The organism is Pararhodobacter zhoushanensis, assembly GCF_025949695.1.
In the GTDB taxonomy this organism is placed as follows: Bacteria; Pseudomonadota; Alphaproteobacteria; order Rhodobacterales; family Rhodobacteraceae; genus Pararhodobacter; species Pararhodobacter zhoushanensis_A.
This window is the reverse complement of record NZ_JAPDFL010000001.1, coordinates 3,812,313-3,823,956: the sequence shown is the minus strand read 5'-3', so window position 1 is coordinate 3,823,956 and position 11,644 is coordinate 3,812,313. Positions and strand designations below refer to the sequence as shown.

The following is an 11,644-nucleotide window of genomic DNA, read 5'->3' as shown; positions in this document are numbered from 1 at the left end:
CCGCCCCAACTTTATGCCCCAAATATCCTCAGGGGGTGAGGCCGCAGGCCGAGGGGGCGGAACGCCCCCTCCCGCGCGCGCGAGCCGCCGCTCGGGTCGCCCAGAGGCCAGCGCCCGCTTCGGGCGCTTGTCCGGGGGCCAAACGCCCGCCCGCTCGGCCCAATCTGCCTTGTTTTCGGCAAGTTGATGTCGCGCAGAGCAAGTGCCGCTGCCATCGGGCTTTTCTTGTGCCGCCGTTGGCGCTATCCTCACGCTCAAAGATCCGCGCCTGTTTGATGGGCGACAAGGACAAGCACGGGCAAGGGCCATCCGGCCGGGATCCTGCGCATAAGGGGCATGAGGGCAGAATGGATCGAACAGTCAGCACCGCATTTCCGCGACTGGCCGCTACGCCGGTCTTGGCGTTGGCGGCTGCTCTGTCGCTGGGCGCCTGCCAGATGACGCAAGGCGCCGCCGACGGGGCCGCGATGACCAGCGGCGTGCCGCAGGCGTCTGGAAACAGTGAGCGGGTGATCGAGCGCGACGTCGAAGCGCCCGAGGTCTTTCAGGTCGATGAAGCCGGGCTTTGGGATGGACGTCCGTCGCTGGGCGGCGTCTGGGTCGCCCACCCGACCGCCCATGACCCCGAGCGCGTGCTGATCCGAAACGCCACCACCGGCGCCACGGTGATCGGCGCGCTGTTCCGGCGCGAACGGGAAAATCCCGGTCCGCGCTTTCAGGTCTCGTCCGAAGCCGCGAACGCCTTGGGCATTCTGGCCGGTGCGCCCACCGATATCGAAGTGACCGCCCTGCGGCTGCAGCGCGTCGAGATGGAGATCGACCCGGCCCCCGAACCCGCCACCGCAGCGGGCGAGACGCTGGCCCTTGCCCCGGTCACCACCGCGCAGGCGCCCGACACGGCGGTGCCGGTTCCGGCGGGCGTACCGCAGGGGCAGGTGGCGATCACCGACGCCGACGAAGCCCCGCGCCGGGGGCTGCGCGATCTGTTCCGTCGCCGCGCGCCTGATCCCGCGCCGGTGGCCATTGCGCAATCCACGCTGGCACCCGCTGCAGGCACCGCCGCCGCCGCCGCCGCTCCGCAAGCCGCCGCCCCTGCATCCGAGCGTCGCGGTCTCTTCGGCATGTTCCGCCGCCGCGAGCCTGAGCCTGCACCCGACACCACGATGATCGCCTTGCCCGATGTCACCGGCACGCAGACTGCCGAGACCGCGCCGCTGCAGGCCCCGACGGCTCCGGTCGCTGCCCCCGTGCAGCCTGCACCGCGCATCGACCGGCCCTTCGTGCAGATCGGTATCTTCAGCGTCGAACAGAACGCGATCAACGCCCGCGCGCAGATGCAGCAAGCGGGTCTGACGGCGGATATCCGGCGCGGTCAGGTGGGCGAGAACCAGTTCTGGCGCGTCGTCGTCGGCCCGGCCAGCACCACAACCGAGCGCGGCCAGATGCTGCAACGGGTTCGCGGGCTGGGATTCGCCGATGCTTACGCGGTTGTGCGCTGAGCGGGTTTGAAACCCGCCCCCAAATAACGCTACACTCGCGCGCGATGACCGGCCCTGACGGGCCGGTCCCTCGTGTGCTTGCCTCAAGGAGACACCCATGCCGCTGATGCGCCTGTTGACCGCTTGCGTTGTCGTTATCGCCAGCGCGACAGCCAGCCTGGCCCAGTCGCCCTATGGCGGCCGCGCGCCGAATTTTTATATTTACGACGTCGGGTCGGGGCAGGTTCTGGCCCAGCAGAATGCCGATATCCCACTGCCGCCCGCGTCGATGTCCAAGCTGATGACTCTGGCCATGCTGTACGACGCCCTGTCCGAAGGTCGCGTGTCGCTGGATACGACTTGGAACGTGTCGACGCATGCGCATGAGATGGGCGGCTCGTCGATGTTCCTCGAAACCCGCGACCGCCCGACAAGCGAAGATCTGATCCGCGGGCTGGCGGTTGTGTCGGGCAATGACGCGGCCGTTGCCATCGCCGAAGGTCTGGGGGGCACCGAGGCCGCCTTTGCGCAAATGGCCCAGCTGCGCGCCGAGCAGATCGGCATGACGCAGACGACGATCGCCAATGCCTCGGGCTGGCCCGATCCGCGCCACCGCATGAGCCTGCATGATCTGGGGGTTCTGGCGACCTACCTGATCGAGGAACACGCCGATCTCTATCATTATCTGGGCGAAACCGAATTTACCTGGAACGGCATCACCCAGCCCAATCGTGTGCCGCTGTTGGGCTCGGGGTCGGGCGTCGACGGGCTCAAGACCGGCCATACCGAAGAAGCCGGGTATTCGCTTGCCGGGTCGGCGCGTCAGGGAAGCCGTCGCATCGTTTATGTCTTCTCGGGCCTGAATAGCACAGCCGAACGGGCCGAGGAATCCGAGCGCATCATCACCTGGGCCTTCCGCCAGTTCGTAGAGCGTGACGTGCTTGAAGAGGGGCAGGCCGTCGCACAGGCGGATGTCTGGATGGGCACTCAGTCCACCGTGTCGCTGGTCGCGTCAGCCGATCTGGCCGTGCTGGTTCCGGCGATCCAGCAAGGCAATATAGTCTCGCGGGTCGAGTACGAGGGCCCGCTGGCAGCCCCCATCGCACAGGGTCAGGAAGTCGCGCAGCTGATCGTCGAGGTGCCGGGTCTGCCCAACCCTTTCACCCTGCCGCTTGTCGCCGGAGAGGCGGTGCCTGAGGGCGGCTTCATGCCCCGCATGCGCACCGCCGCTTTGATTCTGGGCGAGAATCTGGGTCTGGTCACGCCGTGACCTCCGGGCAGCGCGGGGTGTTTGTCACGTTCGAAGGTATCGACGGCTCGGGCAAGTCGACGCAGGCGCGTCTGCTGGCCGACGCCTTGCGCGCGCAGGGACGGGATGTCGTGCTGACGCGTGAGCCGGGCGGCTCGCCGGGGGCCGAGGAAATCCGCCGGCTGGTGTTGGAAGGCGATCCTGACCGCTGGTCCGCCGAAACCGAGATCCTGCTCTTCACCGCTGCGCGCCGCGACCATCTGGAGCGCACCATCGAGCCTGCGCTGGCTGCCGGGCAAGTCGTGCTGTGCGACCGTTTTGCCGACAGCACGCGGATGTATCAGGGTCTGTCGCGCGGCGATCTGCGCGCGCTGGTGGATCAGTTGCACCGCCTGATGATCGCGCGCGAACCGGATCTGACCGTGCTGATCGACATGGACCCCGAGGTCGGCCTTGCCCGCGCCAAAGGGCGTCAGGGCACCGAGGAACGGTTTGAAGATTTCGGCCCCGCGCTGCAACGCCAGATGCGCGCCGGGTTTCTGGCGCTGGCTGCTGAATTCCCCGACCGGTTCCGCGTGATCGACGGCGCACGTCCGCTGGACGCGGTCGCCGCTGATGTGCTGGCGACCGTCGGCGCTGCGTTGGATATGCCCGCGCATGGCTGAGGCACCCGAACCCGACCGCATCGACGGCGCGCCGCATCCGCGCGACACCCGCCAGCTTTACGGGCAAGACGATGCCGAGCAACGCTTTCTCGACGCCTTCGCGCAGGACCGTTTGCATCACGGCTGGCTGATTACCGGCCCGCGGGGCATCGGCAAGGCGACGCTGGCGTGGCGGCTGGCGCGGTTTCTGTTGGCGACCGAACCGGGCGGCGGGCTGTTTGGCGCGCCGCAGGTGCTGGACGTGGATCCCGATCATCCGGTCTCGCACCGCATCGCGGCGGGGTCCGAGTCTGGCCTGTTGCCGATCCGCCGGGCTGTGGATGACAAGACCGGCAAGCTGAAAACCCAGATCACCGTCGATGAAGTGCGTAAACTGCGTGATTTTTTCGGGCTGTCTTCGGCCGAAGGGGGGCGCCGTGTGGTCATCGTCGATGCCGCAGACGAGATGAACGCCAACGCCGCCAACGCCCTTCTCAAGCTGCTCGAAGAGCCACCGGCGGGCGCGATGCTGCTTTTGGTCGCGCACCAACCGTCGCGCCTGTTGCCCACGATCCGCTCGCGCTGCCGCGAACTTCGCCTGCATCCGCTGAACCCCGATGCCATGTCCCGCGCGCTGGAACAGGCGCTGGGCGAGGTCACGCATGCCGAGGCTTTAGCCGAGCTTTCCGGCGGTTCGGTGGGCGAGGCGATCCGTGTGCTGAATGGCGGCGGGTTGGAGCTGTATGCAGCAATTGTGGACATTCTGTCGGATCTGCCGCGTCTCTCGCGGCCAGCCGTGTTGAAAATGTGCAATTCTCTCGGGGGCCGCGAAGCCGAACCCCGTTTCGATCTGACCGTCCGCCTGCTGGACCTTGCGCTGGCCCGTCTGGCCCGCGCCGGGGCCACCGGCCAGCCCCTGACCGAAGCCGTGCGGGGCGAAGCCGCGCTCGCCGCGCGCCTGTCGCCCGACGCCCGCGCCGCCCGTCGCTGGGCCGAACTGGCCGCCGATCTCGGGGCCCGCGCCCGCGCGGGACGGGCCGTCAACCTTGACCCCGGCGCGCTGGTGCTGGATATGTTCCTGCGATTGGAATCCGCGGCGCTCAAGGCGGCGGGATGAACTTCCGGAACGCCCGATGACCTCACAGACCGCCCCCGAAATCGTCGACAGCCACACGCATCTCGACTTCCCCGAGTTCGACGGCGAGCACGACGCGCTGATCGAGCGCGCCCGCGCCGCGGGCGTGTCGCGCATGGTGTCGATCTGCACCAAGCTCGAGCGCGAGCCGATCGTTCGCGCGCTGGCCGAAAAGTACCCGGAAGTCTATTACGCCGCCGGGATCCACCCGATGTCGGCTGACAAGCAGCCGGTCGTCGCGGTCGAGACCCTCACCGCCCTGGCCACGCATCCCAAATTCGTCGCCATTGGCGAGACCGGGCTGGACTACCACTACACCCCCGAAAGCGCCGGCATCCAGCAAGAGAGCTTGCTGGTGCATATCGAGGCCGCGCGCCAGACCGGCCTGCCGCTGATCATCCACGCCCGCGACGCGGACGCGGATATGGCACGTATCCTGACAGCAGAGCACCGCGCCGGGGCCTACGCTTGCGTGATGCATTGCTTCTCGTCGGGGCTTGAGCTGGCGCAGGCGGCGCTCGATCTGGGCTTCTATTTGTCGGCTTCGGGCATTGCGGCCTTCCCCAAAAGTGCTGAAGTGCGCGAGATCCTCGCCGCCGCCCCGCTGGACCGGTTGCTTGTGGAAACCGACGCCCCCTATCTGGCACCGCCGCCGCATCGCGGGCGGCGCAACGAGCCGTCCTATGTGGCGCTGACCGCCCGGATCGTCGCCGAAAAATTCGGCCTGAGCTACGAAGACTTCGCCCGCCAGACGACCGAGAATTTCGACCGGCTGTTCACCAAGGCGAGGGCCGCCTGATGGCCTTGCTGCGCGCTACCATTCTGGGCTGCGGCTCGTCCGGCGGCGTGCCGCGTCTGGGCGGCGAATGGGGCGCCTGCGATCCCACCAATCCGCGCAACCGCCGCCGCCGCTGCTCGTTGCTGGTCGAACGGATCACGCAGGACGGCACCACGCGTGTGCTGATCGACACCACGCCCGACATGCGCGAGCAATTGCTGGATGCCGGCGTCGGCACGCTGGATGCGGTGGTCTATACCCACAGCCACGCCGACCACGTCCATGGCATCGACGATTTGCGGATGGTGGTGTTCAACACGCGCAAACGACTGCCGATCTGGGCTGACCATCCGACGCAGGACGCGCTGTTGTCACGCTTTGGCTATGCCTTTGTGCAGCCCGCCGGGTCGCCGTATCCGCCGATTCTGGATCTCAACACCATCGACGGGGATGTGACCATTTCCGGCGCGGGCGGTCCGCTGGTGCTGACGCCGTTCCGCGTCGACCATGGCAGCATGGACGCGCTGGGTTTCCGCATCGCGGGGCTGGCCTATCTGCCGGATGTGGTGCGCATCCCCGAGACAAGCTGGCCGGTGCTGAACGGGCTCGACTGCTGGATCCTCGACGCGCTGCGCTACAAACCGCATCCCACCCATGCGCATGTCGATCTGGCACTTGAATGGATCGCGCAGGCAGCCCCCCGACAGGCGGTGCTGACCAACATGCACGTCGATCTTGACTACGAGCGCCTCGCGGCCGAGACGCCCGCGCACATCACACCGGCCTATGACGGCATGGTGCTGGAGTTCGCCCTGTGAACCGGGCCCGGGTGCCGGACGGGGTGAGGACCTGACATGGAAGCGCTGATCCAGGTCATCCTGCCGGTGTTTCTGGTCGTCGGGCTGGGGTATCTGGCAGCCTGGGGCAAGGTGATCTCCGAGGCCGGGATCGAAGGGCTGATGAAATTCGCCCAAAGCTTCGCCATTCCCATCTTGCTGTTTCTGGCGCTCGCCCGGCTGGATCTGGGCTCGGGCTTTGACTGGCGGATGCTGGTCAGCTTCTACACGGGCGCGTTTTGCGGGTTTCTGGCCGGGCTTTTCGGTGCGCGGTTCGTGTTCAAACGTGACTGGGAAGATGCGGTTGCGGTCGGGTTCGTGTGCCTGTTCTCGAACTCGGTCCTGCTGGGGCTGGCAATCTCCGAGCGTGCCTATGGCAGCGACTCGCTGGCACCGAACTATGCGATCATCGCCCTGCATGCGCCGTTTTGCTATCTGGTCGGCGTGCTGGTGATGGAGGGCGTGCGTGCCGCGGCGCGGGCCTGACGCGCACGGCGGGGCGGGTGGTCAAGAGCCTTGCCACCAACCCGCTGGTCATCGGCATCGGCGCTGGTGTGGTTGTCAACCTGTCGGGACAGGGGCTGCCGGGCGTGATCGCGGATGCGGCCGGTCTGGTTGCGCGCGCCGGCCTGCCTGCGGCGCTGTTCGGGCTGGGCGGCGTGCTGTTTCGCTACCGGCCCGAGGGGGATCTGCGGCTGATCGCCTATGCGGTGGCGATCTCGTTGGTGCTGCACCCGTCGATCACCTGGACGCTGGGCCGGTTGCTTGATGTGCAGCCGGGACCGTTCCGCTCGGCGGTGGTGACGGCAGGCATGGCACCGGGGGTGAATGCCTATCTCTTTGCGAATATGTACGGGCGAGCGCGTCGGGTGGCCGCCTCGACCGTGCTGATCGCAACGGCGCTGTGCATCTTTACCGCCTGGGGCTGGATGACGGCGCTGGGGTAGGGGGGCCTCGGACCCCCCTCTTTGGCTAAAGCCAAATTCACCCCCCGAGGATATTTTGAGACAGAAAATAGCGGCGTTAATCTTTCGTTAACCGCCATTTTCTGTCCGTAAATATCCTCAGGGGTGAGGCCCGGAACGGGCCGAGGGGGCGAGCCCCCTTTCGGCGGTTTTTCTCTTTGCGTCGGCCTGATTGGCGGCTTACAGATCAGATATGCGAATTCTTTTTCTGGGCGATGTGATGGGTCGGTCCGGTCGCCGTGCGGTGACCGAGCGGCTGGGTGCGCTTCGGCGCGATTGGGGTCTGGATTTCGTCGTGGTGAACGGCGAAAACGCGACGTCGGGGATGGGGCTTTCGCCCGACCATGCCACGGCGCTGTTCGACGCGGGGGCGGATTGCGTGACGCTGGGCGATCACGCCTTCGACCAGAAGACGATGATGGGCCATATCGAAAACGAGCCCCGCCTGATCCGCGCGATCAATTTCTCCAAGATTGCGCCCGGTATCGGGGCACGGGTTTTCCCGGCGACCGAGGGACGGCAGGTTCTTGTCGCGCAGGTCATGGGGCAGGTGTTCATGAAGCGCCCCTTCGACGACCCGTTCAGCGCCATCGAGCCGGTCTTGCGCTCCCATGCTCTGGGCAGCCGGGTGCAGGCTGCGGTCATTGACGTCCATGCCGAGGCGACCAGCGAAAAGATGGCGATGGGCCATTGGTGCGACGGCCGCGCTTCGCTCGTGGTGGGCACGCATACCCATGTGCCCACGGGCGATGCGATGATCCTGAACGGCGGCACGGCCTATCAGACCGATGCCGGGATGTGCGGTGACTATGACAGCGTCATCGGCATGCAAAAGGACGAGCCGCTGCGACGCTTCATCACCGGCATGCCCAAGGCCCGCTTCGAGCCTGCCGTGGGCGAGGCCACCCTGTCGGGCGTGTTCATCGAGACCGACGACCGCACCGGCAAGGCACTCAGCGTGACCATGGTGCGTCAGGGGGGCGGCTGGCGCCGTCGGGGCCCGCGGCGAAAGTTGCGACGCCCGCTGTCGGGCAGGTCAAACCGTGACATCAGCCGTTGGGGCCGGGCCTGCACAGCCGATAATCGGTGAGGCTATTCCTGGCGCTCAACCTGTGTTCAAGCCGGTGCTCATGAGGCGCTCGATCGCATTCTCCCTTGCCGGTTGCTCCAGGAACGGTGTTTATGCGCGGTAGACGTGCAGGTGCGGCTGCGCAGATGAAATGGGCGGTGTGGGTGATGGACGACGCATCGGTAATCCGCGGCAAAGGAGCGTTGCATGCTGGGCGTTGAGAGCCTTGCGGCCTGGTCGCCGGTTGTGTCGATCGTCATCATGCTGGGCATGCTGGCGATGTTCATTCGCGAAACCTATCCGGTTGAGGTGGTCGCCCTGTCGGGGGCCGCGCTCATGCTGATTCTGGGTATTGTCCCCGAAACCCGCGCGCTGGCGGTGTTCGCCAACCCCGCGCCCTGGACCATCGCTGCGATGTTCCTGATCGTCGGCGGACTGGTGCGCACCGGCTCGCTCGATTTCCTGTCGCAGCGGGCGGTCAGTCACGCTGCCGATCACCCGCGCCTGACGCTGGTGGTGTTGACGATGACGGTGCTGGCGATGTCGGCCTTCGTCAACAACACGCCCATTGTCGTGGTGATGATCCCCATCTTCATGAAGCTGGCCAAAGCGATGGAAGTCGCGCCATCAAAGCTGCTGATTCCGCTGAGCTATTTTTCGATTTTCGGCGGTACGATCACACTGGTCGGCACCTCGACGAACCTTCTCGTCGATGGGGTGGCGCAGGCCGCTGGCATGGAGCCGTTCGGCATTTTTGAAATGTCGCTGGTTGGGATTGCCGTGGCGCTCGTCGGGGTGACCTATCTGGCCCTGGCCGGCCGCTGGTTGCTGCCCGAGCGCGATTCTGATGGCCGCGCTGCTGGGCGACCGCGCGCCGATGAAGTTTTTCACCGAGGTGGCGATCCCCGAAGGCTCGGCGCTGGTTGGCAAACGGCTGGAAGACGCCGATGTGTTCAGCCGGGGCGGCGCGCGGGTCATTGACGTGCTGCGCGGGGATGCCTCGTTGCGCCGGGCGCTGGCGGATGTGGTGCTGGAGGCAGGCGACCGCGTGGTGCTGCGCACCCAGATGTCCGAGGTTCTGGGCCTGCAACAGAACCCCGAATTGCGGCTGGTCAACCAGTTGAGCACGGTGCGGACCTCGACCGTCGAGGTGCTGATCACCCCCGGCTGCCGGATGATCGGCCGTTCGCTGGGCAACATGCGTTTGCGCCGCCGTTACGGCGTCTACCCGCTGGCCGTGCACCGGCGCAGCCAGAACATCGGGCGTCAGCTGGACGATCTGGTGGTGCAGGTCGGTGACACGCTGCTGCTGGAAGGCGCGATGGAGGATATCCGCCGTCTGGCCACCGATATGGATCTGGTCGACGTGACCCAGCCGTCCGAGCGCGCCTATCGGCGCAGCCACGCACCCATTGTCATCGGTGTTCTGGCCGGGGTGGTGGGGTTGTCGGCGCTTGGCGTGGCCTCGATCCAGATGCTGGCGCTGATCGGTGTGGTGATCGTGCTGCTGACCCGCTGCATTGATGCCGATGAGGCCTTCGGCTTCATCGAGGGCCGGCTGCTGGCGTTGATCTTCGGCATGCTGATCGTGGGCGCGGGGCTTGAGGCCTCGGGTGCGGTGCAGCTGCTGGTCGACGCGATCGCGCCGCATTTGCAGGGCTTGCCGCATTGGGCGTTGCTGCTGGCGGTGTACACGCTGGCGGGTGTGCTGACCGAGGTGGTGTCGAACAACGCCGTTGCCGTCATCGTCACGCCGGTGGCGATTGGTCTGGCGCAGACTATGGGCGTGGACCCGCGTCCGCTGGTCATTGCGGTGATGTTTGCGGCCTCTGCGGCTTTTGCGACGCCGATCGGGTATCAGACCAACACGCTGGTTTACGGCCCCGGCGGCTACCGGTTCGCCGACTTCCTCAAGGTGGGCGTGCCGCTGAACGTCCTGATGGCGATCACCGTTTGCACCATTGTACCGTTGATCTGGCCGCTCTGACGCCGGTGCAGGGAAGCGATTCGGCCTTGCCCTCAAGGGCAGGGCGCGGCATGTCCGGAGATCATGCATAAGTTAAGCACCTCCTCGCCCGCGGTTCCGATCCCAGAAACCACGCCTATGGCGGCCCGCGGCGACAAGCCGGTCGCCGGGGTGCTGTGGATGCTGGCGTCGGGCCTGTGTTTTGTCGGCCTGACGGCGGGCGTCAAGCACATGGGGCAAGAGATCCCGGCAGCGCAATCGGCCTTTCTGCGCTATCTGCTCGGCCTGATCTTTCTGCTGCCGATGATCAACGCGATGCGCCGCGAGCCGATGACACCGGCGCTGTGGCGCGCCTTTGGCTGGCGCGGGCTGATGCACACCTTTGGGGTGATCTTGTGGTTCTTTGCCATGACGCGCATCCCCTTGGCCGAGGTTTCGGCAATGGGATACCTGAACCCGATCCTGATCTCGATTGGCGCGGTGCTGTTTCTGGGCGAACGCATACGCCTGCGCCGGATCATGGCCATCATCATCGCCATTCTGGGCGCACTGATCATCCTGCGGCCGGGCCTGCGAGAGTTGAACGCCGGGCATCTGGCGATGCTGGTTACGTCAGTGTTCTTTGCGACGTCGTATCTGATGGCCAAACGGTTGAGCGATCAGGTCTCGCCGACGATGATCGTTGGCATGCTCTCGATCACCGTCACCATCGGTCTGGCCCCGTTTGCCATCGCCGTGTGGGAGCCGATCACCTGGACGCAGGCCGGCTGGTTCCTGATGCTGGCCGGTTTCGCCACGGCGGGGCATTACCTGATGACCTTTGCCTTCGCCGCCGCGCCGATCTCTGTCACGCAGCCGGTGACCGCGTTGCAACTGGTCTGGTCTGTCACGCTGGGCGCGCTGCTGTTCAGCGAGCCGGTCGACATGTGGGTTGTCGGCGGCGGGGGGATGATCGTCTCTGCCGTGATCTTCATCGCCCTTCGCGAGCACCAGTTGCGCCGTGCCGAAAAATCGGCCAGCGTTTCGGCATGATCCTGCGCGTTCTCACCCTGCTGATGCTGTTTGCGACGCCGCTCTGGGCGGCGTGCGAGGTTCCGGGCAGCCTGGGCGCCTTGCGCACCGAGCTGCTGGTGCTGACCAATGCCGAGCGTGCCGGTCAGGGCCTTCCCGCCCTGCGCATGGATGCCCGCCTGACCGAGGCTGCGCAGACACAGGCCTGCCGCATGGCCGACCGGGGGCGGTTGTCGCATCGCGGCAGCTGGTTCGCCGGGCTGGGACGACGGTTGCGGCGTGAGGATTACCCCTACGCCACGGCGGTCGAGAATACCGGCATGGGCCACCGCGATGCGCCGCAGATCATCCGGGGCTGGATGGACTCGCCCGAGCACCGGGTGAACATGCTCAACCCGGCGGTGCGCGACGCAGGCTATGGCGTCGCGCGGGCCGGGGATGGCCAGCTGCACTGGTCGATGGTTGCCGCCGCGCAGCAGTGACAGCACGGTAGGGTGCGCTTCAGCGCACCGT

Annotated in this window: 9 protein-coding genes and 2 pseudogenes; all 11 read left to right on the top strand. The window is 66.5% G+C overall.

The features are described from left to right. Positions 1-347 precede the first annotated feature (347 nt). On the top strand, positions 348-1,499 hold the full coding sequence (locus tag OKW52_RS18990) for an SPOR domain-containing protein (protein ID WP_264507091.1): 1,152 nt from the start codon (positions 348-350) through the stop codon (positions 1,497-1,499). Between the two features lie 97 nt (positions 1,500-1,596). Beyond that, positions 1,597-2,748 carry a D-alanyl-D-alanine carboxypeptidase family protein gene (locus OKW52_RS18985; RefSeq protein ID WP_264507090.1) on the top strand — a complete coding sequence of 384 codons (1,152 nt, stop codon included), beginning with the start codon at positions 1,597-1,599 and terminating at the stop codon, positions 2,746-2,748. Next, positions 2,745-3,392 (top strand): dTMP kinase, encoded by a 648-nt coding sequence (gene tmk / locus OKW52_RS18980; RefSeq protein ID WP_264507089.1) that lies wholly within the window; start codon positions 2,745-2,747, stop codon positions 3,390-3,392. Before OKW52_RS18985 ends, tmk begins: the two co-directional genes overlap by 4 nt. Beyond that, positions 3,385-4,488: a DNA polymerase III subunit delta' gene (locus OKW52_RS18975; protein WP_264507088.1), complete on the top strand. Its 1,104-nt coding sequence runs from the start codon at positions 3,385-3,387 to the stop codon at positions 4,486-4,488. The genes tmk and OKW52_RS18975 overlap by 8 nt, the downstream gene beginning before the upstream one ends. Before the next feature lie 16 nt (positions 4,489-4,504). After that, entirely contained in the window at positions 4,505-5,305 is an 801-nt protein-coding gene (locus OKW52_RS18970) for a TatD family hydrolase (protein WP_264507087.1), read from the top strand. After that, complete coding sequence (locus tag OKW52_RS18965; protein WP_264507086.1) at positions 5,305-6,102, top strand: MBL fold metallo-hydrolase; 798 nt, start codon at positions 5,305-5,307, stop codon at positions 6,100-6,102. Before OKW52_RS18970 ends, OKW52_RS18965 begins: the two co-directional genes overlap by 1 nt. A gap of 36 nt (positions 6,103-6,138) precedes the next feature. Then, positions 6,139-7,067, top strand: a pseudogene (locus tag OKW52_RS18960) (AEC family transporter). Between the two features lie 211 nt (positions 7,068-7,278). Beyond that, positions 7,279-8,175 carry a TIGR00282 family metallophosphoesterase gene (locus OKW52_RS18955; RefSeq protein ID WP_264507085.1) on the top strand — a complete coding sequence of 299 codons (897 nt, stop codon included), beginning with the start codon at positions 7,279-7,281 and terminating at the stop codon, positions 8,173-8,175. 186 nt (positions 8,176-8,361) lie between these two features. After that, positions 8,362-10,141: pseudogene (locus tag OKW52_RS18950) on the top strand (SLC13 family permease). 117 nt (positions 10,142-10,258) lie between these two features. Beyond that, on the top strand, positions 10,259-11,152 hold the full coding sequence (locus OKW52_RS18945; protein ID WP_264507084.1) for a DMT family transporter: 894 nt from the start codon (positions 10,259-10,261) through the stop codon (positions 11,150-11,152). Continuing rightward, the gene (locus OKW52_RS18940) at positions 11,149-11,613 is read left to right on the top strand and encodes a CAP domain-containing protein (RefSeq protein ID WP_264507083.1); all 465 of its coding nucleotides are present in this window, start codon (positions 11,149-11,151) and stop codon (positions 11,611-11,613) included. Before OKW52_RS18945 ends, OKW52_RS18940 begins: the two co-directional genes overlap by 4 nt. Positions 11,614-11,644: the final 31 nt, after the last annotated feature.

Bases quoted from the DNA above. Each gene is read 5' to 3' on its own strand.
- OKW52_RS18985 (WP_264507090.1), top strand. From the start codon at position 1,597: ATGCCGCTGATGCGCCTGTTGACCGCTTGCGTTGTCGTTATCGCCAGC.
- OKW52_RS18965 (WP_264507086.1), top strand. From the start codon at position 5,305: ATGGCCTTGCTGCGCGCTACCATTCTGGGCTGCGGCTCGTCCGGCGGC.
- OKW52_RS18970 (WP_264507087.1), top strand. From the start codon at position 4,505: ATGACCTCACAGACCGCCCCCGAAATCGTCGACAGCCACACGCATCTC.
- OKW52_RS18975 (WP_264507088.1), top strand. From the start codon at position 3,385: ATGGCTGAGGCACCCGAACCCGACCGCATCGACGGCGCGCCGCATCCG.
- OKW52_RS18945 (WP_264507084.1), top strand. From the start codon at position 10,259: ATGGCGGCCCGCGGCGACAAGCCGGTCGCCGGGGTGCTGTGGATGCTG.
- OKW52_RS18940 (WP_264507083.1), top strand. From the start codon at position 11,149: ATGATCCTGCGCGTTCTCACCCTGCTGATGCTGTTTGCGACGCCGCTC.
- OKW52_RS18990 (WP_264507091.1), top strand. From the start codon at position 348: ATGGATCGAACAGTCAGCACCGCATTTCCGCGACTGGCCGCTACGCCG.
- OKW52_RS18955 (WP_264507085.1), top strand. From the start codon at position 7,279: ATGCGAATTCTTTTTCTGGGCGATGTGATGGGTCGGTCCGGTCGCCGT.